The sequence below is a fragment of the Hymenobacter sp. APR13 genome (assembly GCF_000737515.1).
Lineage (GTDB): Bacteria > Bacteroidota > Bacteroidia > Cytophagales > Hymenobacteraceae > Hymenobacter.
In genome coordinates, this window is record NZ_CP006587.1 from 286,228 (window position 1) to 310,533 (window position 24,306).

19 protein-coding genes and 1 pseudogene are annotated in these 24,306 nt (G+C 61.6%); 6 read left to right on the top strand and 14 right to left on the bottom strand.

Annotation, left to right across the window (positions count from 1 at the left end; all coding sequences use genetic code 11):
• Positions 1–86: 86 nt before the first annotated feature.
• From N008_RS01165 to N008_RS01190, 6 genes are all read right to left on the bottom strand, one after another.
• On the bottom strand, positions 87–6,308 hold the full coding sequence (locus N008_RS01165; protein WP_081910538.1) for a LamG-like jellyroll fold domain-containing protein: 6,222 nt from the start codon (positions 6,306–6,308) through the stop codon (positions 87–89).
• Positions 6,309–6,382: 74 nt separating this feature from the next.
• Entirely contained in the window at positions 6,383–7,342 is a 960-nt protein-coding gene (locus N008_RS21155; protein ID WP_052381059.1) for a methionyl-tRNA formyltransferase, read from the bottom strand.
• Between the two features lie 122 nt (positions 7,343–7,464).
• Complete coding sequence (locus tag N008_RS01175; RefSeq protein WP_044013130.1) at positions 7,465–8,001, bottom strand: phage tail protein; 537 nt, start codon at positions 7,999–8,001, stop codon at positions 7,465–7,467.
• A gap of 42 nt (positions 8,002–8,043) precedes the next feature.
• Positions 8,044–8,595 carry a phage tail protein gene (locus tag N008_RS01180; RefSeq protein ID WP_044013131.1) on the bottom strand — a complete coding sequence of 184 codons (552 nt, stop codon included), beginning with the start codon at positions 8,593–8,595 and terminating at the stop codon, positions 8,044–8,046.
• A 36-nt stretch (positions 8,596–8,631) separates the two neighbouring features.
• Positions 8,632–9,171 (bottom strand): phage tail protein, encoded by a 540-nt coding sequence (locus N008_RS01185; RefSeq protein WP_044013134.1) that lies wholly within the window; start codon positions 9,169–9,171, stop codon positions 8,632–8,634.
• 830 nt (positions 9,172–10,001) lie between these two features.
• Positions 10,002–10,556 (bottom strand): hypothetical protein, encoded by a 555-nt coding sequence (locus N008_RS01190; protein ID WP_044013136.1) that lies wholly within the window; start codon positions 10,554–10,556, stop codon positions 10,002–10,004.
• Positions 10,557–10,764: 208 nt separating this feature from the next.
• Between N008_RS01190 and N008_RS01195 the strand changes: the two genes are divergently transcribed.
• Both N008_RS01195 and N008_RS01200 read left to right on the top strand, forming a co-directional pair.
• Positions 10,765–11,301, top strand: coding sequence for a GNAT family N-acetyltransferase (locus N008_RS01195; RefSeq protein ID WP_044013138.1), 537 nt, complete (start codon positions 10,765–10,767; stop codon positions 11,299–11,301).
• Between the two features lie 111 nt (positions 11,302–11,412).
• Positions 11,413–12,948 (top strand): malate:quinone oxidoreductase, encoded by a 1,536-nt coding sequence (locus N008_RS01200; RefSeq protein ID WP_044013140.1) that lies wholly within the window; start codon positions 11,413–11,415, stop codon positions 12,946–12,948.
• A 187-nt stretch (positions 12,949–13,135) separates the two neighbouring features.
• Here N008_RS01200 and ctlX read toward each other — a convergent pair whose 3' ends face one another.
• Positions 13,136–14,059 carry a citrulline utilization hydrolase CtlX gene (gene ctlX / locus N008_RS01205; RefSeq protein ID WP_044013141.1) on the bottom strand — a complete coding sequence of 308 codons (924 nt, stop codon included), beginning with the start codon at positions 14,057–14,059 and terminating at the stop codon, positions 13,136–13,138.
• Between the two features lie 107 nt (positions 14,060–14,166).
• Here ctlX and N008_RS01210 point away from each other — a divergent pair, with 107 nt between their 5' ends.
• On the top strand, positions 14,167–14,571 hold the full coding sequence (locus N008_RS01210) for a hypothetical protein (RefSeq protein ID WP_044013143.1): 405 nt from the start codon (positions 14,167–14,169) through the stop codon (positions 14,569–14,571).
• Positions 14,572–14,710: 139 nt separating this feature from the next.
• Positions 14,711–17,287 carry an alpha-amylase family glycosyl hydrolase gene (locus tag N008_RS21160; protein WP_052381060.1) on the top strand — a complete coding sequence of 859 codons (2,577 nt, stop codon included), beginning with the start codon at positions 14,711–14,713 and terminating at the stop codon, positions 17,285–17,287.
• Between the two features lie 163 nt (positions 17,288–17,450).
• Here the strand turns inward: N008_RS21160 and N008_RS01220 are convergent, their stop codons facing one another.
• Together N008_RS01220 and N008_RS01225 are read right to left on the bottom strand one after the other, a co-directional pair.
• The gene (locus N008_RS01220) at positions 17,451–17,642 is read right to left on the bottom strand and encodes a cold-shock protein (RefSeq protein ID WP_044013145.1); all 192 of its coding nucleotides are present in this window, start codon (positions 17,640–17,642) and stop codon (positions 17,451–17,453) included.
• 378 nt (positions 17,643–18,020) lie between these two features.
• Positions 18,021–18,362 (bottom strand): annotated as a pseudogene (locus N008_RS01225) (BLUF domain-containing protein); the annotation flags it as partial.
• Positions 18,363–18,637: 275 nt separating this feature from the next.
• On the opposite strand from N008_RS01225, the gene N008_RS01230 reads away from it, so the two are divergent.
• Positions 18,638–19,582 (top strand): NmrA family NAD(P)-binding protein, encoded by a 945-nt coding sequence (locus N008_RS01230; protein WP_052381062.1) that lies wholly within the window; start codon positions 18,638–18,640, stop codon positions 19,580–19,582.
• Positions 19,583–19,642: 60 nt separating this feature from the next.
• Here N008_RS01230 and N008_RS01235 read toward each other — a convergent pair whose 3' ends face one another.
• Positions 19,643–19,834 carry a DUF2158 domain-containing protein gene (locus N008_RS01235; protein ID WP_197062923.1) on the bottom strand — a complete coding sequence of 64 codons (192 nt, stop codon included), beginning with the start codon at positions 19,832–19,834 and terminating at the stop codon, positions 19,643–19,645.
• Positions 19,835–20,016: 182 nt separating this feature from the next.
• On the opposite strand from N008_RS01235, the gene N008_RS01240 reads away from it, so the two are divergent.
• On the top strand, positions 20,017–20,859 hold the full coding sequence (locus N008_RS01240; protein ID WP_044013149.1) for an ion transporter: 843 nt from the start codon (positions 20,017–20,019) through the stop codon (positions 20,857–20,859).
• 15 nt (positions 20,860–20,874) lie between these two features.
• Here N008_RS01240 and N008_RS01245 read toward each other — a convergent pair whose 3' ends face one another.
• The 4 genes from N008_RS01245 to N008_RS22875 all read right to left on the bottom strand — a co-directional run bounded on the left by N008_RS01245 (position 20,875) and on the right by N008_RS22875 (position 24,290).
• Positions 20,875–21,360, bottom strand: coding sequence for a hypothetical protein (locus N008_RS01245; protein ID WP_044013151.1), 486 nt, complete (start codon positions 21,358–21,360; stop codon positions 20,875–20,877).
• A 125-nt stretch (positions 21,361–21,485) separates the two neighbouring features.
• On the bottom strand, positions 21,486–21,842 hold the full coding sequence (locus N008_RS01250) for a hypothetical protein (protein WP_156108948.1): 357 nt from the start codon (positions 21,840–21,842) through the stop codon (positions 21,486–21,488).
• Between the two features lie 297 nt (positions 21,843–22,139).
• Positions 22,140–22,916: an NADPH-dependent F420 reductase gene (locus N008_RS01255; protein WP_262489713.1), complete on the bottom strand. Its 777-nt coding sequence runs from the start codon at positions 22,914–22,916 to the stop codon at positions 22,140–22,142.
• 159 nt (positions 22,917–23,075) lie between these two features.
• Positions 23,076–24,290, bottom strand: a complete 1,215-nt coding sequence (locus N008_RS22875) for a hypothetical protein (RefSeq protein ID WP_156108949.1) — start codon at positions 24,288–24,290, stop codon at positions 23,076–23,078.
• Positions 24,291–24,306: the final 16 nt, after the last annotated feature.

Here is a 24,306-nt window from a genome sequence, read left to right on the forward strand (position 1 = left end):
TGGCTCATAAAAAAACCGGCCCGCTGCCAAAGGCAACGGGCCGGTTTTTTTATGAGCCTGAGCAGCATTCACGCTGCTCCCTGCCCCTACTCTACTATCAGGCGCTGCGCCTGGGCTCCGGTACGCACCACGTACACCCCCACTGGCAGGCCTTCTGGCAGCGTGAGTGTAGCTTGGCCGGCGGCATCAGCCTGAGCTGTGAACACCAGTCGGCCGAGGGCGTCGAACACCTGCACTGCCGAGTTGGCCCGCGCCCCGGTGAGGTGCGTGCGGCGGCTGGCAGGGTTTGGATACAGGGCCAGATTGGTGCGCAATGCTTCCGCAACGGCTACTGTACGCACCTGCGAGAAACTGGCCGTACCATCGTTGTCTACCTGGCGCAAACGATAGTATACTATGGCCGCAGCATAGCGGCTCAGATTCCGGTCCAGCCACTCATACTCGTGGCGCTGGGCGGTGGTGCCCTGCCCGGCTACGCGGCCAATGGCCCGGAAATCCTTGCCATCGGTGCTGCTTTCCACCTCGAAATACGCGCTGTTTTTCTCCTGAGCAGTTGTCCAGGCTAGCAGGCCATCCGCGTCCTGGGCTTTGGCGTCGAAGCGCACCAGCTCCACGGGCAGCGGCGAAGAGCCGAAGGTGCCAATAACGGTCTGGCTGAACGAGGTGACCGGAAACGTCACGGTCCCGGCCGTGGCGTTGGCCGCCGTCGCCGAAATCGGGGCGTCGAAGGCACCGTCGGCGTTGCTCTCACGCTTGAAAAGCTTCAGGTTAGCGGGCGTAGCCGCATCGGCAGCGCTGATGTCGGCCGGCGTGAGCGTGTACGTCACGTTGGCCGAGGCGAAAGTACCGCCGGTGTACTTATTCACAATCCAGTAAGCTGGCGTGTAGGTGCGCTGCAAACCAACGGCGCTGGGCTGAGTGCCCAGGGGCTGGCCGTCGAGGCGGAAAACGACAGTTTCGGAACTACCCGTAACGCCTGTAAAGGCCATGCTGACGTTGGTACCCGGGAAGTTGTAGATCGTGTTAGCCGCTACCACCTGCAGGTTGAACGTGCCCGAACTCACCGGAGCGGTGCTGGTCACGCGCGTGGCACCCGTGAGCGTACCGGTGGCGTTGGCGAGGACGTCGAGGGTCGTGGTGCCGCTGTCGTTGAACTGCATGTACGACACCAGGCCCAGTTCCGTGCCGGTGAGCGTGAGGTGGCGCATCCGGCGGAACTCGATCTGACCCAGCGCGCGGCTCCATTGGCTGACTTCATCGATGTCGCCGGGGAAGTTGTTGCTGGCTGAGGCGGCATTGTTGCCGATGAAGTTGACGCGGGTGGCAGCCGGGGTGCCGCTGGCGCCGATGCTGCCGACGTTCTCTCCATCAAGGTAAATGGTGAGTGTGGCGCCGGTGTAGGTAGCGCCCACGTAGTGCCACTCACCGGCCGAGACGGTGTTGGGGCCGGTTTGCACACTGAACGCGGCGCTGCCCGTGCCGAAGCCTGCCCCAAGGCGGCCGTTGCCGGTCACGTAAATGTAGGGCGCGGCCGAGTTGCCGGTGCCGTTGCCCAGCACGTAGTACGTGGTGTTACCCGTGCCAGTGGCCGGCTTGATCCACGCCACCTGCGAGTACGCGCCGCCGGTGCCGGTATTCAGCGTCGGGGCCGGACTGGTGCTGGCGCTGAAGTCCACGTAGCCTGGGGTGGCATCCCCACTGAAGCGCAGTGCGGTGCCTGCCACGCGAGTGCTCCGCACGATCTGGCGGTTGCCGGCCGGGGCCGGGTTACTGGGGTTTCTAGTGCTCGGGAATGAGCCGTCGAACAGAGTGAAGCTCGGCGCGGTGGCGTCGAGTACGTTACCGTTCGTCGCGCCAGCGGCCACGTCGTACACCAGCCAGAAGTAGTTCGTGCCGGTGACCAGCTGCCGGGTTCCTGTGATGGTAAAGCTGCCGTTGGGGTTGGCCGTGGCGGAGCCGAACTGGTTGGTAGTAGCGAAGGTGGAGTTGGTGCCGGTGTAGTACACGCGGGCCGCAGCAATATCAGCCGGGCTAGTACTGCCGTTCGTGGTAAACGTGAACGAGGTGGCGCTAATCGGCGCATCCGGCCCGCCCCCAATGACGATGGCAACCTGCAGAATAGCCTGGTTGGTGCTGCCTGCTACCACGCGCGCCGTGCTGGCCTGTGCGGCCGCGCTGCTGCTATAGGTAGCGGGTACCTGCACCGTGAACGTGTTGGTGGGGCTGGGCGCACTCACCAGCTGACCCGGAAGCTGGGCCGTGGCGTATATCGTGTGGGTGCCGCTGGTCTGGGCCGGCAGGCCGGAGTAGGTCCGGATCCAGGCGCCGCTCGAGTTGGGGGTGACGGCCGCGCCCACCTGCACGCCGTCGATGTACACCCGTACCGTGCTGCCGACTACGGCCGAGCCGAAGGAGTTAGGGGTGCTATTGGTCGTGCCGCCGTTGGATGGGACGGTAACAACCGGGGAAGCCGTCTGAGGCTGGTTGTAGGTAACGCTGTACGCGTTGCTGGCCGAGTTCAGGGTGTTGTTGGCATCCTGGGCCACACCGGCCGCTAGGCTCACCGTAGTGGCGGTGCCGAAGGTGGTGGGCGTCACGGTAAAGGTATAGGGCCCCGCGCCGCTGCCGCTGAAGCTGCCGGTAGTCACGGTGCCGTTCGTTACGGTCACGTCGGCATCGGTAAAGCTGGTGCCCACGCTCTGCGAGAAGCTCACCGAGAATGGAATTGGCGAGGTAACGGTGGTACCATCCGTGGCGGCGGCCGTGCTGCTGACGGTGGCCGTCAGGGCCGGAGCCGTCACGCTGAACGCGGCCGAGGTGAAGGCTTGGTACGTGGTAGCCGGCTCAAAGCTGCCAATGAACACGGTATTGCCGCCTTCCACGAGGAACATGTTCACCACTTGGTCGCTGGTCTGGTTGGTGCGCTGAACGGCCGTCAGGTTCACCTGGTAGCTGCCCGTAGGCACGGCCAGATTTTGCGCAATGCTGCCGTTGGTACCGTTGAAGGATTGCAGCAGGGCTACCGCGTCGCCGCCCCCGGCCGGTGCCGTCGACCCGAAGCCGCCGGCACCGTTGCGCGACACGCCGGCCTGGGTGCTAAACGTCCAGGGTGTGGCGGTAACACCATCTTGTTGGTACAGGAAGCTGCCCGCCGAGACGTTATTGGTTTCAAAGCTGCCGTTCTGCAGGCCGTTGGTCACGGTCGTGCTCGTGCCGCTCAGTACCACCTGCACTAGGTCCACGAAGGCCGTCACATCGTTGTTGCCGGTGGGCGAGCCTGCTCCCCGCAACGACAACTGCGGGGCCGCCGCGAAACTCTTGATGATGCTGTACTGCTCGCCGCTGGTGTAGGGCACGTTGGTCACCGTGGGCGAAATGCCGGTACCGTTCTGCACGTTCAAAGTCAGCGTGCCGTTGCCGGTGCCGGTGTTCGCCGTCACCGTGTACGTAGTGCCCGAACCCGATACGCTGCTGATGCCAGCACCCGTCAGGCCGCTGGTCGTCAGGCTGAAGTTGCTGGTGGTTATGCCCGTTATACTGGCCGCGAAGACTACCCGATATCTTACCTGAGTCGTGGCCGTGGGTGAGGGCAAGAGGCGCGTCACCGACGCTACCGTAGTGCTGGGTTGGTTGTAGGTGATGCTGTACGATGCGGGGGCGGCGGTGTTAAAGTTGCCGGCCGCATCCTGCGCTACGTTGGCGGGTACGGCTACCGTGGTAGCGGTGCCAGCCGTGGCGGGCGTTACCGTGAAGGTGTAAACGGTGCCGGGGCTGGTGCCGTTAACAGCGTTGCCCGTAATTGAGCCGTTTATCACGGTCACGTCACCGGCCACGAAGCCGCTCACGTTTTCCGAGAAGGTCACCGTGAACGGAATTGGCGTGGTGGTGGTCGTGCTGCCGCTGGTGCCGGCTGTGCTGCTGACTGCTACCGTGGGTCGGGTTTTGTCGATGTCGTAGGTCTGGCCATCGGTGAAGGGCAAGTTACTCACGCCGGGCGTGATGCCGGTGGCGTTGGGCATAGTCAGCTTGATGGTGCCGTCACCCGTGCCGGTATTCACCGTTACCGTGTAGGTGGTGCCCGAGCCCGATACGCTCGACACGCTGCCGAAGGTAGTGAAGCTGCCCGTAAACGTTAAGCCGAAGTTGTTGGTGTTCACGCCCGTTACGGGGTTGGCAAACGTTACCGTGAACCGCACGCTGGCGGCGTTGTTCGGGTTAGCGTCGGCCCGCACGATGGACACGACCGTCGTCGGGGTAGTGAAGCTTCGTACCACGCCATAGCTGGTGCCCGCCGTGTTGGTGGCGTAGGCGGCCACGTAGTACGTGGTGCCGGCCGTGAGTCCCGCAATGGTTTCCGAGAACGTGCCCGTGCCCGTACCATTGGCGTCCGTCGTGGTATTTGCGCCGCCCACGGTGGGGGTGGGGTTGGTGCTGCTGTACACCACGCCGCGGCCGGTCACCGTGGCACCGCCGTCGGAGGTGACGTTGCCGCCCAGCACGGCGCTGGTGGCAGTGATACTGCTGGCCGCGGCGGTGGTTACCGCCGGCGAGGCCGTTACTTCAATCTGGTCGAAGGCAAAGTCGTTGTTGCTGCTCGCGTTAACCAGCACCAGCTGAAACTCCACAATCGACTGCCCACTTAGGGCCGGCAGGGGGAAGTTGAAGGTGCTCAGGGCCGTCGTCAGCTGGGTGCCGGTGGGGGCCGCCGAGCCGGGCGCAGCATCCGGGTTCGTGTCCTGGCGCATTACGCCGGCTCCGCCGACGCCGGTGCCCGTGCCCCGCCAGGAGGCAAACGCCGTCCAGGCACCCGAGCCGCCCGTACGGTAGTACAGCTTGAAGTAGTCGGTGGTCTGCCAGGTGGTGGAGGCGGTGCTAGCACCCAGGCGGATGGCGAAGTTGATGCCGGTGAGCCCGGTAGCACTGATTTGTCGGGTCGTGAGCGTACCGTTCTTCACCGCCGAAGGGTTGTCGGTCTGCGCCGTGTTTTCGCCGAACCAGTATCCCGAGCCGCTGAGGCCGCTAAACGTGGTCGGGCTGTTGTTTCCCCCGGTGTTGTGGGGGTTGCTGGTCGTGCGCAGGAACTGAATCCCGGGGGAAGCAACGAAGGTGTTGCTCTGGTAAAGTTTGCCTTCCCCGTCGGTTTCTTCAAACGTCACGATGTAGGGCAGCGGGCCAATCGGGTCCAGCCCCGCGCTAATGCTGATGGAGCGGGACTGGGTATTGGACGCCGTGCCCGAGGGGTCGGTTACGGTGAAGGCTACCGTCCGCGGCGCGGTCGAAGCGTCGGCCGCGTCAATATTCTGGTACGTAACCTTCCGCAGGGCACTCTGCCACTGCGCCAGCGTAGCCGTCGAGCCGGCCGAGGTAAGCGCCAGGGTGCCGGTGGCGGAGTTGTAAGCGGCGGCGGCAATGTTGCCGGTCGTGCCGTCGCCGGTGAAGGCCAGACGGTCTTCGCTGCTGTTATTGCCGGAGCTGATGCGAACCGTGGCGCTGCTCAGCGTCGCGTTGTCCGCGTCAGCTACCGTCAGGCCGCTGGTAATCTGCGTAGCGGTTTGGCCCTCGGTGTAGGCCAGTGGTGAGCCTTCGATGCCGGCCAGCACCGGCGCACCGCTTGCGGCGGCAGCCCCGTACACCCGAATGTTGTCGAAGGCAAACTCCTCGCTGAAGCCTTCGAAGTCCAGCTCTACCCGCACCTCCAGGTTGTTGCCCGTGGCTGGAATGTCAAACCGATAGTCAGTCAGGGCCTGGGTCAGAATGGGGCCGCCTGCATCGGCGGTTCCGTCAAGCGGTGACTTATCCTGCTGTAAACGGTCAGGATTGGTGGGGTTGTTGCCCACAAACTGCCAGATGGTGATAAAGTTGCCCGTTCCTTCAAAGCGGTACTGCACCCGGATCTGGTCAGCTTTTTCCCAGGATACCGAGCTATTGGCATCAGCCATAGCTACCACCACGTACAGGCCGCTTTTGCCGGTTACGTTGAGCGGATTCAGCGTGACTGATTTCGCACCCGGCGACGCATTACGATTGACGCCCTCCGCCGCCCAGAGCCAGGAGCCGGCAGGATTGGCCGCTGTACCGCTAACGCCCGTCACGTTCGACGAGGCCAGCCAGCCAGCTACCGGCACCTGGGACCGTTTAAAGTAAACATTGGTGCTACCACCCGAATTTATGGCTGATGCGGTATAGCCGTTGGCCGGCAGCAAGTCGGTGCCCGTTTCTTCAAATGACTGCTGTTGCAGCAGGGTCTGGGCCCTTGCCCCCAGCGTAGTGAGCAGAAACAGACAAAATAGTAGTGGTTTGAATCTCATAGATGTCTCCAAAAAAGTGTTCGTGCGTGCTGCCAGCCCGGTTAGCGGGGCAAACAGCCTTCAAAGATAAGGGGTTAAGTCAGTTGGACTTGCGGGAGCACCGCGGCGGCCGTAGCCGGCAATGTACCCAGCACTTCTCCGGGCTGAATACCCAGGTTTGCCAGCTGACCACCCGTGAAAAAGCCCTCTTCAAGGGCTACCATGTCAAGTTGAAGTACCTGGCCCGCGCCGCAGGCGACTAGTAGGGCCTGGCCGGGCGTGGCCAGCACCACGGTACCGGGTGCCGCGTCCACGGTTTCGGGCCGGGGCGTAGCGCCCAGAACGCGTAGCGGCTGCCCGCGCAGGGCGGCCAGGGCCCCGCGGTTCCAGGGGTTGGCGGCCCGTACCAGTCGAGCAATGGCCTCGGCCGGTTCCTGCCAGACGATGCACAGGTCGGCTAGGGAGGGGCGCGGCCAGTAGCGGGCCGCGGCCTCGTCCTGCGGGTGGCCGGGGGCACCCGTGCGCAGAGCCTCCAGCAGCGCCCGGCCCGTAGCCACGGCGGCCAGGGCCAGCTGGGCGCGGTGCAGCCCGTGGGTGTCGTGCGGCCCGATGGGCACGGGCGTTGCCGCCAGCACCGGGCCTGTATCGAAATCGGCTTCCATGCGGTGGGCCGTCACGGCCCCGGCCGCTTCGCCGTTGCGCAGCTGCCAGAACGTGGGCTCCGGGCCGCGGTAGTCGGGCAGCGCCGCGAAATGAACGTTGATAAAGCCCTGAGGCGGCACCGCCAGCACGGCGGCCGGAATGCGCCAGGGAAAGGTGAGAACCAGCGCGGCCGTGGGCTGCAGGGCCGTGAGCCAGCTGGTCAGCTCCTCGGCCAGCCCGGCCCGCGACAACCGGCGCGGGGCCATGCCGGCCTGCGTCAGCCACTGGTGAATCTGTTCGGTTTCTTCGCGGCCACTGGCGGGCACCGCCACGCCGGCTACCACGCCCTGCGCGAGCAGGTCCTGAAGTAGGGGCCAGCCCAGTAGGCTGCTGATGATGACGGCTACGCGCATTGCAATTGGGAAAGGAAAAGGAAAAAGCAGAGGGCAAGGGGGCAAAACCGCATAACCACCCGCCGCAGCCCCGGCCAAAACAGCAGGGCAGGCCGCGCCGGGTGGTTGTCGGACGGGCGGAATCAGGAGCGCGAAGGGTACATGCCCACCAGCGCAATAACGTAGTTGAGGGCCAGCACCGGCATGCGGTTTTCGTGGCCCTGGCCGTTGCCCGTTACGCCCGTGCTGCCTGCCAAGGGGCCCGACAGCATGGTGGTGTCACCGGGGCCGGCGCTGTACTGCTGTGCCGCGCCTTTGGCCGGAAAGCCGCCCACGGGGCTGGTTTCTTCTACTTCAGCCGAGGTTTGCAGCGTGCCGGTAAAGGCGTGGGTATGGGTCGGAATCTGGTTGACCGTCAGCGACACCGCCTCGTTGCCGGCCGCCATGCCCTGCACGTAGCTGGAGCCGCCCGGTAGCTGGCCGGTGCCCACCGGAACGCGGCTGCGCAGGTCGGGCAGAGCAAAGGTCGACTGGCCGTTGCCGCCAAACTGGGTGCCCAGCAGCGAAAACAGGGCCTGATTGGAATTGACGGGCAGCAGCTGGCCGTTACAGAAGGCCCAGCCTTTGGGCGCGTAGCTGCTGGAAATGATGCGAATCTCGCCGAGGTATGGTTCGTCCATGAGGAAAAGTCAGAAGAGAGATGAGGGAATTCAGCCGCTTGCTTACTGCTGAGGTGGGTAAATGCCGTACAGGCTGATGATGTAGTTCAGCGCCAGCACGGGCTGAATGTTAGTGTGGGGCTGGCTGCCCGGATTGGGCTGGGCAATGCCGCTGATGGCATTGGGGCTGAGCGTTTGGTTTTCGCCCGCCGCAGTGGTGTAAGGGGCCGCAGGGTTAGGGGCGGGGTAGGCACCTTTAGGGTCGGCGGTGAGCGTGCCACCGGAGGCGGCCGCCATCTTCGAGGCAAACGGGTGCTGGTGGGGCGGCACGTTGGTGGTGTTCAGCGTCACGTTTTCGGTGCCGGCCTGCGCGCCCAGCGGGTACGCGCTCAGGCCCGGCCCGGCGGACCCGCCCTGGCAGCCCACGACCAGCCGGCTCTGCAGGTTGGGCAGGTTGAAGGTGGTTTGCCCGTCGCCGCCGTAGGTCGTGCCGATTAGGGTAAACAGGGTATCGTACTCGGAAATGGCCATGCTCTGGCCGTTGCAGAAAGCCCAGCCCTCGGGCGCGTAGTTGAAGGCGACGGCCCGAATCTCGCCGATGTAAGGAGTTGACATGCGCGGTAGCTTGAGAAGATAAGAGGAAGGCGCGCCTTATGGGCGCGGCGGGAACACGCCTTGCAGGGCAATGCAGTAGGCGAGCCCTAGGAAGGGCATGCGGTTTTCGTGCGGCTGGTTGCCGCCTACCGGGGCCGTAGTACCGCTGAGCAGGTTGGCCATGTTGCCGTTATCGGGCTCAGAGCCGTACTGCTCGGCGTTCGGCGCCGTCGAAGCATAGAAGTTGCTTTGGGGCGTGCTGGCAGTGCCACGGGCGCTATTGGCGGCCACCGGAGCCGTTAGGCCGTGGCTGTGCATGGCCAGTTCCAGCGGCTTCAGCGTAACGCTTTCCATACCCGTGGCCGTACCCTGCGGGTATTGTGACAAGCCCGGCCCCTGGCCCATGCCCACGATGGCGCGGCCGCGCAGGTCGGGCAAACCGAAGGTGTTTTGTCCATCACCGCCGTAGCGCGTGCCCAGCAGCGAAAACAGCGCCGTGTAGGAGCGAATGGCAAGCAACTGGCCCTGGCAGGCTGCCCAGTTATTGGTCGTGAAAGTGTAAGGCATCAGGCGAATTTCGCCTACAAAAGGGTCCATAAAGATGGTTTGGGAAAGAAGATGGAGGAAAGAAACCCTTCGCGGGTAGATACAATGCTTTGTCGTATGAGTCTCAGGTACCGGCCAGTGGGCCATGCAAGTCACCGGCGAATACCGCTGCTACCCGGGCTCTATGGGTCGCGGGTGCCACAATCACAATACTGCTCGCTGCTGCTGAAATGGCGGCGCGCCTGTATTTCGCCGCGGCAGAGGCCGCTTGTACTATCAGGGAGGAGAGAAGTGCCGGGCAGCAGCGCATCTTGATTATGTACTAAATACTACTATTCAAAAGAAACACCAGCGGGACCAATAGACAGAGCAAAACACGACCATACCGACGGAATAAATCAGTCAGGCACTGGCTTCGATAAAATTAGGTGTGGCAGGGTAGCAGCGCAGTACTCAGCAGGCAGTTCTGAAAACTGAATACTGCATTACATTCTCATTGCAAGAAACATACCTCCCATAATAGGAAATAGCGCAGGAACTATGTTCTTCCAAGAGGCTACAAATATGCCTAGAAATTTCTGCCTTGTGCTACGCAGTTTACCCATTGCCATATTGGTTTTTAAGTATTATTTATTAATGCCAACATATCATTATGCCAAGATTCTATAATTATACTTGTGGAAAATCTCGTTACCTAGCATTTATATTTTTGCAAACAAAGTTGTGCCCTTTTAGCCAGCTTTTCAGCAGGTGCTCATCAGCGGAAATACGGCCTACCACGCGGTATTTGGAACGTAAAGCCACAGAAGTAGTAGCATCCTCATTTACCACTTGCCCTTCGTCTAGATACGTGGAGTGAATGAACCGCACCTCTTGGCCCGTCACCCGCAGAACCCCACATGGAAGTCTAGCCCCACGATATACAAACCGTCGCCGAGTTGTTGCATTTGCGCCACGAAGCTCCGCTGGGGCACGAGGCGGTAGCGCCGGATGTGGGCTTCGTCGGTGAGGTTCTGGATCAGCTTTTCGGAAGTGGTTTTGGCCAGCGCCACCCGGTTTAGGCGCAGGCCGGCGTCGCGCAGGGTGGTTGTCACGAAGTAGCCGCAGGCAATGGAATTCTGCTGCGGTTGCTGGGTGGTGCCGTAGAACGCCCACGGCGTGCCGTACCACGCCGGCCAGATAACGGTATCGAGGCTGGCCACGAGCAGCTGCCGGGCCTGTTGCAGCACCGCCGCTTTCTGCGCGGCCGTGCGGGCCTGCCGGTAGCGCGCCGCCAGCGCCGTGCGCTGGGCTGCCAACTCAGCCACCCGCGGCCCATACTCGGCCGCCGCCGCCGGATCGGGGCTGGTGTGGGCCACAGTGGTGGCAGCCGGCGCATCAGAATGGCAGGCGGCGGCGAGCAGCGCCAATGGGAGCAGCAGATATTTCGGCAACATAGCAGAGGCGTATAGCGCGGAGTGATAAGGTAACGTGGGGCAGCGCCGTTATTGCATTATCGAGCCATCGGCTTTTACTATTCTACCGCTGCGCAGAATAATCCGGCACGGGCGAAGCAAGCTGAACAATCCGCCCGCTTGCCGCCTTACCTTCGCGTGGCCGCTGCGCTGGCCGACCTCGCCAGACGGCTTTTTTCCTGCTTATTTCATGATCCGACTCGAATACTTCACCCCGGCCGACTTTCCGCAGCTTATCGACTGGATTACCGATCCTAAGCTGCTTATGAACTGGTCGGGCTCTTTGTTTAGCTTTCCCCTCACCGAAGACAAGCTGGCCTGGTACCTCGAAGACACCAACGACCCCGCCACCTCCGACGCGCTGGTGTATAAGGCCATCGAAACCAAGACCGGTGAGGTGGTGGGCCACATTTCGCTGGGCGGCATCAGCCGCAAAAACAGCGCCGCCCGCATCAGCCGGGTGCTGGTCGGCAACAGCACGGCGCGGCGGCGCGGCATCTGCCAGGGCATGATGCAGGCCATCCTGCGCATCGGCTTCGAAGACTTGGGCTTGCACCGCATCGACCTGGGCGTGTACGATTTCAACACGGCCGCCATCCGCTGCTACGAGAAGGCCGGCATGCAGCAGGAAGGCCTCTCGCGCGACATTCTGCGCTACGAAGGCGAGTACTGGAGCCTCATCGAAATGAGTATGCTCGAGCACGAGTGGCGCGCCCTGCAGGGCTAAACCCAGCCCGGCAATACCTTTTTCCGGCCTCCGCACGTACCGTATCCGGGCCGCTCGGGCGGCAGCGCGCTGTTGCGTCTGCGCCGGGCGGCTGTTTCCGTCTCTATCCTCATGAGCACACCTGCCTCCGACCTTACTACCAACACTACTACTACCGATGTCGTCCTGATTGGGGCCGGCATCATGAGCGCCACGCTGGGGCTGATGCTTAAGGAGCTGGACCCCAGCCTGACCATCACCATCCTGGAGCGCCTCGACGTGGCCGCCGCCGAAAGCTCCGACGCCTGGAACAACGCCGGCACCGGCCACTCGGCCTTCTGCGAGCTGAACTACACGCCCGAAAAGCCCGACGGCACCATCGACATCAGCAAGGCCCTCAAAATTGCCGAGCAGTTCGAGGAAAGCAAGCAGTTCTGGGCCTACCTTACCGAGCAGTACAGCGTCAAGGAAATCCAGCGCTTCATCAACCACATTCCGCACATCAGCTTCGTGTGGGGCGAGGAAAACGTGGAGTACCTGCGCAAACGCCACGCGGCCCTTACGCAGTCGGCCTTGTTCGAGGGCATGGAGTTCAGCACCGACCCCGCCGAGCTGCGCGCCTGGATGCCGCTGGTGATGGAGGGCCGCGACCCGCAGCAGCCCGTGGCCGCCACCCGCATGGACCTGGGCACCGACGTGAACTTCGGCTCGCTCACGCGCGGCATGTTCTATCTGCTGCAGGAAAAGCCCGGCGTGACCATGCACTTCCACCACGACGTGCAGAAGCTGCGCCGCAAAGACGACGGCACCTGGAGCGTGAAAGCCGAAGACCGCACCACCGGCCAGACGATGAAAGTGCGGGCCCGGTTCGTGTTCATCGGGGCCGGCGGCGGCTCGTTGCCGCTGCTTGAGAAGTCGGGTATTCCGGAGGCCGACGGCTTCGGGGGCTTCCCGGTGAGCGGGCAGTGGCTGAAGTGCACCAATCCCGCCGTCATTGCCCGCCACGACGCCAAGGTCTACGGCAAAGCCAGCGTCGGCTCGCCGCCTATGTCGGTGCCCCACCTCGACTCACGCATGATTGACGGCCGCAAGGAACTGCTGTTCGGGCCCTACGCCGGCTTCAGCACCAAATTCCTGAAAACCGGCTCCTACCTCGATTTGCCCGGCTCCATCCAGCTCAGTAACCTGCGCCCCATGATTATGGCGGGCCTGAAAAACCTGCCGCTCACCAAGTACCTCATCCAGCAGGTGCGCCAGTCGCCGCAGGATCGGGTGGCGGCTCTGCGCGAGTATCTGCCCGAGGCCAAGTCGCAGGACTGGGAGCTGGCCGTGGCCGGCCAGCGCGTGCAGGTTATCAAGAAAGATGAAAAGCAGGGCGGCGTGCTGGAATTCGGCACCGAGGTAGTCACCAGCGCCGACGGCTCCATTGCGGCGCTGCTGGGCGCTTCGCCCGGCGCCTCTACGGCCGTCAGTATCATGGTACATCTGGTGCAGAAGTGCTTCCCGCAGCAGGCCGCCTCGCCGGAGTGGCAGCAGAAATTCCATGAGATGCTGCCCTCGTTCGGGCAGTCGTTGGCCACCAAGCCCGAGCTGGTAGCCGAAGTGCGGGCCCGCACCAGCAAGGTGCTGGGGTTGGTAGAGCCCGCCTCGCAACAGGCTGGCAGATAACCTCAGAACGTCCTTTAACCTTAGAACGTCATTCCGAGCGGAGCGAGGAATCTCGCGTGCTGATGTTGTGGTAGTAATCCCAACGTCAGCACGCGAGATTCCTCGCTCCGCTCGGAATGACGTTCTGTATTATGACGTTCTGCGTTATGACGTTCGGTGTTGCCTTTCCCAACTCCACCCCACCTACTTATACCCGCTCCGGCAGAAACACCTCAGCCAGCATGCACCGCACGCTGCCGCCGCCTATCGTTTCGATGGTGGGGATGGGCAGCGGCAGCAGCGTGGCGTAAGCGCTCAGCGTGTGGCGCTGGGCGGGCGTGAGGGCGTCGTGGGCGCTTTGCGAAAGGGCCAGCAGCGCCGGGCCGGCGGCGGGCTGCAGCGCCAGCATGTTGCCGGCGAAGCGCGCCACCTGCGCCAGCGTAATGTCCACGATTTCGTGGCCGGTTTCCTGCAGCGAGGCCACCACGGCGGCGCGCTCGGCAGCGGCGCGGATGCTTTCCAGGCACACCACCGCAAACCCCGGCCCGATGCTCAGCAGCACATTGGTGTGGTAGATTTCCTGCCCCTGCGCGTCCTGCGCCCGAAACGCCACCGGCCGGTAGCCCAGCTCGGCGCACACCTCCGCCAGCAGCGCCGCATCGGTACGGGGCGACAGGCCGGCGTAGGCCACGCGGTGCTCGTGGTCGAAAATGATGCTGCCGGTGCCTTCCAGAAACACGGCCTGCTCTTCCCGCGCTGAGTAGTCTAGCACTTCCGTCACGGCAAACTCTTGGGCCAGCGCGGCTACCAGGTCGGGGCGGCGCTCCAGGCGGCGGTTGGGGGCGCACATGGGGTAGAGCAGCACCCGGCCGTCGGCGTGCAGCGTGAGCCAGTTGTTGGGAAACACGGCGTCGGGCCTGGCGGGCGAGGGTGCGTCCTCGAACACCAGCACCCGCAGGCCGTGCCCCCGCAGCTGCGCCACGGCCGCGTCGAACTCCGCTACGGCCCGGGCCTGCAGCTCGGCGGGCGTGTGTCCGGCCATAAACTGCTGAAACGAATTGGAAGGCGCGGTTACGGGGTTGAAGCCGAAGCTGGCCGGGCGCACCATCAGCACGGTAGAAGCAGACTGCATCTGGAAGGAATAAGAGGTGAGGGCTGTAAATATGCAGCCCCGCCCCCAAACCCGCTGAACTATGCGCCTCCCACCCCGTAGAGCATAGTCCCTCACGTTCTTCCTGCATGTACCACGCCTTACCCGCCCGCGACTTTCTCGACCTCACCTATCGGGATGATGTCTGCTTCATTATCAACCGGATTCTGCGCCCGCTGGCGCCCACCGAGGCCCAGGAGGCCTACGCCCTGATGCTGGACGCCGCCAACCAACACGGCTGCCAGCACTGGCTCATTGACCTGCGCCGCCACAATACATACGAGCCTGAGATGCTGACCACGTTCTTTCCGCAGGCTGGCGACCAACCTGGTAAGCTGACCTACTTAGCCTATCTGGTGTCACCGATGCTACTGGCCGACATCGAAGGGCAAGAAGACACTCCCCTACCTTCGCACTACGACAACCTTCCGTTTCGCGTACAGCTGTTCGTCGACGAGCTAGCGGCGCAGGAGTGGCTGACCAGCAACCACTAAGCAGCAACTAAACCAGTCTGAACGTTCTGAATACCAGCTAGGCAGTTGCCGTCGGCTAATTTTCTGGGAATGGCATCCGTTGCGAAGCAGTAAGGAGCACGAGGGTGTACCTTTATGATTCGTCTCTGATAAAATTCCTATGAAACACCTTTTACTTCTTTTCACGCTGCTGCTGGGCTTTGCCAGGGCGCAGGCCGGCCAGCTCACCTTTCGGGTAGACCTGGGGACGCGCACGGTGCCCGCGGGCGGGGTGCACGTAGCGGGCACCTTCCAGGCTCCGGCCGGGTTTCCGGCCAACTGGAACCCCGCCACCACGGCCCTCACCGACCCCGACGGCGACCATATCTGGGAAGCAACCGTGACGGTGCCGGCCGGCGTGTATCTCTACAAGTTTGTGAACGGCGACACCTGGGGCGGCGCCGAGCTGGTACCCGCCGACTGCGGCCTCGCTGATGGCGGCGGCAACGTAAACCGGCAGGTGGTGGTGGGTGGCACGGCCGTGCGTCTGCCCATCGTGGCCTTCGGCGACTGCGCCACTCAGGTACGCTTTGCCGTGGACATGAACGGCCAGACCGTAGCGGCCGGCGGCGTGCATGTGGTGGGCAACTTCCAGACCCTGGCCGGCTACGGCGCTAACGACGACCCCACTGCCCTGCCCCTACGCGACGACAACAACGACGGCATCTTTGAGGCGCAGATTTCGCTGCCTGCCCCCGGCCGCTTTCAGTACCGCTTCGTGAACGGCAGCACGCTGGCTGCCGCCGAAACCGTGCCCGCCGCCTGCGGCACCCCCGACGCCGCCGGCACCCTCACCCGCGTGCTCGACGCCACCACGGCCGCCACGACTACGCCCGCCTTCTGCTTCGGGTCGTGCGCGCCGTGCAGCGGCGGGCAGCCCGGCACCAACTACGCCACGCACTGGTGGAACGACGCCGTATTCTACGAGATTCTGGTGCGCAGCTTCCAGGACAGCAACGGCGACGGCAAAGGCGACTTCGTGGGCATGACCCAGCGGCTGGACTACCTCAACGACGGCAACCCCGCCACTACCACCGACCTGGGCGTGACCGGCATCTGGTTGATGCCCATGATGGAGTCGCCGAGCTACCACGGCTACGACGTGAGCGACTACAAGGCCACCGAAGCCGACTACGGCAGCATGGCCGAGTTTGAGGCATTTCTGGCCGCCGCCCACCAGCGTGGCATCAAGGTCATCATCGACCTGGTGCTCAACCACTCTTCCAGCCGGCATCCGTGGTTTACGCAGGCCGTCGGCAACGCCAACAGCCCCACACGCGACTGGTACCGGTGGTCGAGCACCAACCCGGGCTACCTGGGCCCCTGGGGCCAGACGGTGTGGTACCCGCGCGGCGGCAGCTACAACTACGCCCTGTTCTGGAGCGAAATGCCCGACCTGAACTGGCGCAACCCCCAGGTGCGGGCCGCCATGTGGGACGTCAGCCGGTTCTGGCTGCGCAAAGGCGTGGACGGCTACCGCCTCGACGCCGTGAAGTATCTGGTAGAAGACGGCACTACGCTGCTGGACACGCCCGAAACCCTGGCGACGCTGGAAGAATTTCACGACTCCGTGCGGGCCGTAAACCCGGCGGCCCTGACGGTGGGCGAAGCCTGGAGCAACACCCGCCTGGTGGTGCCCTACGTCAGCAACGACCGGCTGGACCTGTGCTTTGAGTTTGATCTGGCCGAAAGCATCATCAACGCCGTCAACCAGGGCAGCGCCACCGGCCTGCGCACGCAGCTCAACCTCGTCAACACGCTTTACCCCAAGCTGCAGTACGCCACCTTCCTCACCAACCACGACCAGAACCGCGTTTTCGATGTGCTGGGCAGCAACCCGGCCCGCATGAAGCAGGCAGCGGCCCTGTACCTGACCATGCCGGGCGTGCCGTTTCTGTACTATGGCGAAGAGCTGGGCATGGCCGGCACCGGCCCCGACGAAGACAAGCGCCGCCCGATGCAGTGGACGGCGGGCACCCAGGGCGGCTTCACCACGGGCACTCCGTGGCGCGCCCTCAACGCCAACTACCGCCAGTTCAACGTCGCCAGCGCCCAGGCCGATCCGGCTTCGCTGCTCAACCACTACAAGAAGCTGATTGCCCTGCGCACCACGCACGAAACGCTACGCAAAGGCTACTATCTGCCGGCCGCCGCCTCGGTACCGGCAGTAATGGCCTATGCGCGGGTGTATGAGCAGCAGGCCACGGTGGTAGCCACCAACCTGAGCGGCACCGCGGCCAGCACTCCGGCGTTGTCGCTGGGCATTTCCACGCTGGCGGCCGGCACCTACCAGGTGACGGACCTCTACAGCGGCCAGGCAGCCGGCACCGTGGTGGTAGACGCGCAAGGTGGCTTCAGCAACTGGACGGCCACTCTGCCCGCGCTGGCGCCCAACGGCACCTGGATGCTGCAGCTGCGCGCGGCCACCGTCAACAGCACCGCCAGCGCCAAGCCGGCATTTGCCCTGGCCCTGTACCCCAACCCCGCCACAGGCCCGGTGCGCCTGGCCCTGGCCGCCGCCCCGGCCGCCAGCAGCCAAGTACAGGTTTTCGACCTGACCGGCCGACTGGTACACACTGCCCGGTTTGCGGGCAGCAGCTATATCCTGCCCACCACTCAGCTACTGGCCGGCACGTATTTCGTGCGGGTGCAGTCGGGGGCGGCAGTGGCCGTGCAGCGGCTGGTGCTGGAGCGGTAGGCTACAGGAGCAGCCAGCGCCGCTTCGGGCGCTGGCTGCCCTTAAGGCTTGGCAGCAATGGCTTTAGCGCAGAGATTCTACAAAGAGGCTTACGCAACCCAGCAACACAAAAAAAGGAGCATGCCGGGTGGCATGCTCCTTTTTCTATAGGCGGTGAGGGAAACTACGCGCGGCGTACTTTCACAGCGTTCAGACCTTTACGGCCTTCTTCTACCTCGAACTCAACCTTGTCGTTGTCGCGGATTTCGTCGATCAGACCGGTTACGTGAACGAATACGTCCTGGCCGGTGGCGGCGTCGTTGATGAAACCAAAGCCTTTGGTTTCATTGAAGAATTTTACTGTTCCTGTTGACATGATGCTTAGGAAATGAAAGGAAATGAAGCAACCGGCAACGAAACTCTACAATAATTCAGCATAGCGAATCAATGGTAGCGGTACGAGGCTATTTGCCTTTAACGATGTAAATATAGGGCTTATTTTCATTCCGCCGGACCTCGGCACAGAAGCAGAGGCTTGGTGGGTAGGTTACTGGTGCTGCAGATCCTGATTTTGCTAGTCTGTCTTGTTCTCATTTCCGCCATTCAGCAGCCAGAAAGGCATTTTCGAGGTTTTTTCCTTTCCTGCCGCTATTCGCCAAAATAGCCGCCGCGCTCAACCTCTCCCCCTCCCTTAAAACCGAAAACGGCGGAGTCATGGCAGCAGCCGGACAGCATTCCAGCTCGGCAATACGTGTCAAAACTGCCAGCCGTCTTCCACCACAAACGAGCGGAGCAGGTACAGCATGCCGTCGTCCATTGCGGGCAGGTGCTGGTCGAGAAAGTCGGAGCGGTGGGGGTTGATGTAGCCGGTCAGCCGAACGAAATCCTCCCCGGAAAGCGGCTGAAAGCCCATAGACCACTCGGGGAAGATGCGCTGCTGAATGAAGCCGTTGGAAAGCACCTGGATGCCAGTGTGACGGTGGTCGGCTTCGATGCGGCTAAACAGCGCCTCCGTAGTATGCGGCTCGCCTTCGAGCACCTGTAGATAGTTGTCGTTGCTGAAGAGCAACAGCCCCGTAAAGCCTAGTTGGCGGTTGCTGGCCCGCGCCTATCTGAGCAGCTGCCGGAGAGCAGCAGTGGTGGGGTGCCCTACGGCCATGCTCTGATAGACAATATGGTGCATACCGCAGCAGACTACAGCAGCAGCCCGCCGCAACTCTGAAAGTACCGATTTGCAGGAGCGAAAACAAGCTAAACCGTAGACAGGCCGGCCTTATCGGCACCTTGTACCCTGGCCGGCTACCAGCCAGCATAACCTTCGGGGGCGCAACCGGGTATTACGGCCTCACTCCGACCTCTTCTGACACCCGAATGGCTACTACCTCACAACCTGCCGCTGCGGCTCCTTCCTCTCCCGATAAGCCACTCATCGTGCTGGCCGGCGCTACCGGGCAGCTGGGTTTGCTGATTGCCCACTTCCTGCGCCAGCGCGGCGCCGCGGTGCGGGCCCTGGTGCGCTCCGGCGCAGTAGCCGGGGCCGAGGCGACTTCGCTGCGGCTGCAAGGCGTGGAAGTGGTAGCCGCCGACTACTCCGATCCAACGGCTCTTACAGAGGCCTGCGTCGGGGCAAGTTGCGTGGTATCGGCGCTTTCGGGGCTGCGGGAGGTAATTGTGGATGCCCAGACGCAGCTGCTCGACGCGGCCGTAGCCGCCGGCGTGCCGCGCTTCATCCCCTCCGATTATTCGGCCGATTTTACGCGGCTGCCCGACGGCTCGAACCGTAACTTCGATCTGCGGCGGGAGTTTCAGCGGCGACTGGAGCAGGCGCCCATTCAGGCCACATCCGTGCTCAACGGCATGTTCATGGACCTGCTGACCGGGCAGGCGCCCGTGGTGCTGCCGGGCCCGAAGCGCGTGGTGTACTGGGGCGACGCCGACCAGCCGCTGGACTTCACGACCATGAGCAACGCCGCCGAATTTACGGCCGCCGCGGCCCTCGACCCTACCACGCCGCGCTACCTGCGCGTGGCAGGCGAGGTGGCCAGCATCCGGGGGCTGCAGGCGGCGGCGGCGCGGGCGACGGGGCAGCCGTTCAAGCTGTTTCGGGTAGGCGGGCTAGGAGCCTTTGCCAAGATAATAAAGGTTACGAAAGCGCTGATGCCCGCCAGCAACGAGGTATTCCCGCCGTGGCAGGGCATGCAGTACCTGCACAATATGTTCAGCGGGCAGGCCAAGCTGGCTGAGCCGCTCGACAACGGCCGGTACCCCGAAATCCGGTGGACGCAGGTGCACGAAGTGCTGGCCGGGCGCCAGTAGCACTTGGCGGTCTGCGCCGACAATCCGGATTCGTTCAGCGCAGAACCTGCACCACCCGGCTTATGCCTTGGCCGTTGAGGAAGCGGCCGGTACATGCTGCACGGCGTCGCGCGGGAACGTGACGGGGCCCTGCAAGCGGTTCTGCTCATCAAACCAGGTACAGGTTGTTTCCTTAAGGGTGAGCTTCACGATTGTCATAACCGGACCACCGGACTGCAGCCGAACGGTGTCGCCTAGGGTATAAGCTGCCATTGTGTAGGTAGGAATGGATGATGGCGCCACGCTGACACGCATCAGGAAATAGGTAGCCGCAATACTACCAAATTCGGTGCAGCTGCGCCACATGCCAGGCAGTTCGGCCGGGCCGGGGCATTTTATCGTAAGCCCAAGGCTGTACCGGCTGCCTCGGCCGATCTGCCTCCCTCCTGCCGCCTATGGATATCCGCCCCCGCGAAAACGCGCCCGCCTGGAAGCAAAACGCCTACCGCATCATTTTCGAGTCGGATACGCGGGCGGGGCAGCTGTTTGATATCGTGCTGCTGGTGGCCATCGTGCTGAGCGTGCTGGCCGTGATGCTGGAAAGCGTCCGCAGCATTGAGGCGCAGTATGGGCCCGCGTTGCGGGTAGTGGAATGGGTGTTTACGGGGCTGTTTCTGGTGGAATACGGGCTGCGCCTGCTGGTGGTGCGGCGGCCGCTGGCCTACGCGCTGAGTTTGCTCGGCATCATTGATTTCCTGGCCATCGTGCCCACGCTGGCGGCGCTGGTGCTGGCCGGCAGCCGCTACCTGCTCGTGATACGGACACTGCGGCTGCTGCGGGTGTTCCGCATCTTCAAGCTGGGCCGGTTTGTGGGCGAAGGCGAGTTTATCGTGCAGGCGCTGCGGGCTAGCCGTTTCAAGATTCTGGTGTTCCTGACGGCCGTTTTCACCCTCACCATTGTGGTGGGCACGCTGATGTACGTGGTAGAAGGCGGGCAGAACGGCTTCACCAGCATCCCGAAAAGTGTGTACTGGGCCATCGTGACGCTGACCACAGTTGGCTACGGCGACATTTCGCCGGCCACAGTGCTGGGCCAGAGTTTGGCATCGGTGCTGATGATTATGGGCTACGCCATCATTGCCGTGCCGACGGGTATCGTGTCGGCCCAGATGGCGCTGCCGGCCGGCGCCACCCCCGCCGCCCCGCCCGCTTTCAAGCAGGTGATATGCCACGTGTGCCAGGCCCAGGAGCACCGCCCCGACGCCGAGTATTGCTGGCGCTGCGGCGAGAAGCTGTAGCGGGACGTACGCGCGCTACTTTGCGCCCAACTCCGGCGGCACTATCAGCCACTTGAAACTGACGCCTTTTGCGTCGTTGGGGGCTAGTTTCGGCCTGTCGGGCTTAGGTGCGGGTTTGGCGTAGGGGCGCTGCGAACCGTCGGCAGCTACTATCAGCAGGTTTTCATAGGGGATGAACATGAAAAGATGGTCGCCGGGCTGGGCTACGCGCTGCAACGCCCGCAGGTCGAGGCGGGACTGAGATACGAGCATGATGGGCAGCACTGGCCGGCCGGCCCGAACCAAGGTGACTTCGGCGCCGGTGGCGCGGTAGCTGCCGGCCGCCGGACAGCCGGGAGCGGGCACCAGGCGCATCTGCGCGCTGGCGGGCAGCGTGCTGCCGGTAGCTGGTATGGCCTGCCCGTTGTGCAGCACCTGCAGCACGGGGGCAGAGCAGTCGGTTTGGGCAGTGGCCACGTTGGCCGCCAGGCAGCCGAGTATTGTAAAGAAGACTTTATACATGGCCTAAGAACTAAAGATGCAACACCTAACAGCGCTGGGCTTCAACGTAGCGGCTGCCAACCAGCGTATTACTAGATAAAAATAATAAAGCCTCCTACAGGCATTCCACGCACCCACTTCCCTGCTTACCGCGGAGCACTCAACGGTGTGGGCAACGCGGCCCGTAGCTGGTCGCTGGTGAACTGGAAGCGGACGGCCCCGCCGGGGCAACTGATGTGGGTGGTGTAGGTTTTCACCCACAGAAACGTCTCTTCCTGCACCGGCCCAAAAGCCGACCAGGGAATGAACAGCGGCGGGTGACCCACGAAGAGGATTTTCCAGGTAGACAGGTAAAGGCCCTGCGGGGTGATGCCCATGCGGGCGGCATTGTTGTATTTCGCCACCCCAATCCGCAGGTGGGCCAGCGTCTGCCGGTACACGGCGGGTGCTTCGGTTGCGGCATACGCCTCGGCCAGGCGGCTCCAGCCCATGCGGGATATCATGAAAACTACCAGACACCAGAAGGCTCCAAAAACGAGGATAAATAGCAGCGGTAGCCAAGGCACGACAGGATGCATACTGCGGGATACGCGGAGACCCGCGCAGGGGTTGAAACTGGTGCTTTCGTGGTAATCACCTTAAACGAAAAGTGCCGCCCCAGTTTCCTGAGGCGACACTTTTCAGTTTGCTACTGTGCCTTCACTGCTTCGCACTTTTGTGATAGTGCTATCGGCGCAGAGACGCGAACTATTAAGTTCGCGCTACGGTGCGGCGGCTTTGGAAATGCTTCGGGCAGCAGGCTATTTTAGCTTGATGCCCTGGGCTTCCATGGCCTGCTCGGTCTTGGCATGGTTGGCCAGGTACTCGGCGTGCTGGGCCTCGGTGCGCTCGGTACCAAGGCTCTCGAAATGCTCCCGCAGCTTGTCGGCGGGCAGGTCGGCGCCGTAGGACGGGGTGCCGGGCTGCTGGCGCCACGACTGGTGCAGGGTGCCATCGTCCACGGCGTCGAAGCCCAACTCGTCAACCAGGGCCATTACCTTTTGCTTGGCGGCGGCATCGTCGCCGGCCACGGGCAGCGAGATACGGCCGGGCGTACCGGCGGCCTGTCCCTTGTTTTGCAGGTGGTCGGCGTAGATGTTGTTGAATACCTTCACCACGGGGCGGCCCAGGTGCTGCTGCACCCACTCACTTTCGGTCAACGAGCCGGTTTCCAGCTCCGCAATCTTGCCATCACGCAGGTGGGGGTAGTAGTTGCTGGTGTCGATGACGGGCACCTCGGCCGGCACGCTGGCGAACAGGTCTTTGGGCAGGTCGGGAATGTTTTTCAGCGGGATGGTTACTACGATGATGTCGCTGCCGTGGCGGGCGGCTTCCTCGGCCGTAACGGGCGTGGCGCCGGTTTTCTGGGCCACGTCCTTGAGCGTCTCGGGGCCGCGGGAGTTGGCGATATATACCGAATGGCCGAGGCTGGTGAGCCGCACGGCCAGGGCGCTGCCGATGTGGCCGGCGCCAATGATTCCGATGTTCATAGTTGCGTGGTTTTGGTTGGTGCGCCGGTGATGTGCCGGCGCAGGTATAGGTTACTGAACAGCGGAGGTGTAGGTTTTGATTTTTTGGGCGGGGTGCATAGAACGCGCAACGCCGCCAAAGCGGGGCTCAGGCGGCGTTGCTTTTGGATGCAAAGCACTTATAATTGACTAGTAAACACCAAGGGTAAGAACTTGCAGTTTTATCTATTAAATTTCTTCCACACCAGATTCACCATCTTTTCTCGCTAATATGGAATTCACCACTTCATGTAAACCTTCCAGCAACCCTTCAGATATATTTAATTCCTCGATTACATTAGTTGCCGCCTTATTCAACAGACGAGATGCTTTTGTTACACTTTTGGCCATGGGTGGAAATGAGCTTCCACTTTCTCGAAAAAACACCATAGAACCAACAGTATTTTTAATAATATCTTTAACATCAATCAAAGCGTCTGATAACTCAACCAATTCTTCCCGATCAATATTTTGTCCATTAGCTTCCGCAAGCGCTAAAGCATTGGAAAGAGCATCTATAGATTTAGAGAACAGATCGTGATATTTTGGCAAATCAATATTTGTCATATCAACATAATTCATTATATCATCAGCAACACGGTCAAGTAAAAGACGATAACTGTTAGGTGAACGTTTAGGAGACTTATTAAGACTCTCTATTCTAGAAGTCTTTTCATTTAATCTCCCGCCTAATTCTTCCATGTGCCCAGCTAATCTTAATAGAACCCTTTCTACTTCTGGCATATTATCCGAAAATATTTCCATTAAATCAAATATACCTTCCTCGTCTTCATCGATTTCCTTTCCTTCTAACACATTACCACTAATATTTTCTTCATTATTCTTCAATAACTGAATAGAATTATGAATCTTTGACTGAATCTCCAGCACATGTTTAGTTAAATGAATTTTTAATATTTTTTGAAATGAATCTATATCTACGAAAGTCCAATGAAGCACACCTAATTCCTGTGCCTTGCCTTTAAAACTTTTAACCTTAGCCATTTGATCTAGATCTATATCATCAGGCTGAATAGCTTTTGAACTAAAATACATCATTATCTTAGGATTCACCTTATCATTCTTAAATCTATCATATGCTCTCAAGAATTCTTCTTCAGTACCTGAACCTGCTCTTCCCGTTGGCGAACTGAATTTCTTCCACATAATCCCAATGAATATATCATAATCATCACCAATCTGATTATTTATCACATCTTGAGCATCTATTCCGACAGATGGGTATGCATGAGTTTCCCATCCGATAATATCCAAATGGATATTCGATGTTTGTCTTACTATAGAATTTAACTCATCGATTACCTGTCTGACTGCATTTCTCTCTTCTAAAACGTCAGATGGCGAGGCAAGAAAAACACTTATATGCGTGATTTGAGAAGGCATTTTATTTGTTTTTAGG

Excerpts from the sequence above, each read along its gene's own strand:
- N008_RS01165 (WP_081910538.1), bottom strand. The coding sequence starts at position 6,308 with ATGAGATTCAAACCACTACTATTTTGTCTGTTTCTGCTCACTACGCTG.
- N008_RS21155 (WP_052381059.1), bottom strand. The coding sequence starts at position 7,342 with ATGCGCGTAGCCGTCATCATCAGCAGCCTACTGGGCTGGCCCCTACTT.
- N008_RS01175 (WP_044013130.1), bottom strand. The coding sequence starts at position 8,001 with ATGGACGAACCATACCTCGGCGAGATTCGCATCATTTCCAGCAGCTAC.
- N008_RS01180 (WP_044013131.1), bottom strand. The coding sequence starts at position 8,595 with ATGTCAACTCCTTACATCGGCGAGATTCGGGCCGTCGCCTTCAACTAC.
- N008_RS01185 (WP_044013134.1), bottom strand. The coding sequence starts at position 9,171 with ATGGACCCTTTTGTAGGCGAAATTCGCCTGATGCCTTACACTTTCACG.
- N008_RS01190 (WP_044013136.1), bottom strand. The coding sequence starts at position 10,556 with ATGTTGCCGAAATATCTGCTGCTCCCATTGGCGCTGCTCGCCGCCGCC.
- N008_RS01195 (WP_044013138.1), top strand. The coding sequence starts at position 10,765 with ATGATCCGACTCGAATACTTCACCCCGGCCGACTTTCCGCAGCTTATC.
- N008_RS01200 (WP_044013140.1), top strand. The coding sequence starts at position 11,413 with ATGAGCACACCTGCCTCCGACCTTACTACCAACACTACTACTACCGAT.
- ctlX (WP_044013141.1), bottom strand. The coding sequence starts at position 14,059 with ATGCAGTCTGCTTCTACCGTGCTGATGGTGCGCCCGGCCAGCTTCGGC.
- N008_RS01210 (WP_044013143.1), top strand. The coding sequence starts at position 14,167 with ATGTACCACGCCTTACCCGCCCGCGACTTTCTCGACCTCACCTATCGG.
- N008_RS21160 (WP_052381060.1), top strand. The coding sequence starts at position 14,711 with ATGAAACACCTTTTACTTCTTTTCACGCTGCTGCTGGGCTTTGCCAGG.
- N008_RS01220 (WP_044013145.1), bottom strand. The coding sequence starts at position 17,642 with ATGTCAACAGGAACAGTAAAATTCTTCAATGAAACCAAAGGCTTTGGT.
- N008_RS01230 (WP_052381062.1), top strand. The coding sequence starts at position 18,638 with ATGGCTACTACCTCACAACCTGCCGCTGCGGCTCCTTCCTCTCCCGAT.
- N008_RS01235 (WP_197062923.1), bottom strand. The coding sequence starts at position 19,834 with ATGGCAGCTTATACCCTAGGCGACACCGTTCGGCTGCAGTCCGGTGGT.
- N008_RS01240 (WP_044013149.1), top strand. The coding sequence starts at position 20,017 with ATGGATATCCGCCCCCGCGAAAACGCGCCCGCCTGGAAGCAAAACGCC.
- N008_RS01245 (WP_044013151.1), bottom strand. The coding sequence starts at position 21,360 with ATGTATAAAGTCTTCTTTACAATACTCGGCTGCCTGGCGGCCAACGTG.
- N008_RS01250 (WP_156108948.1), bottom strand. The coding sequence starts at position 21,842 with ATGATATCCCGCATGGGCTGGAGCCGCCTGGCCGAGGCGTATGCCGCA.
- N008_RS22875 (WP_156108949.1), bottom strand. The coding sequence starts at position 24,290 with ATGCCTTCTCAAATCACGCATATAAGTGTTTTTCTTGCCTCGCCATCT.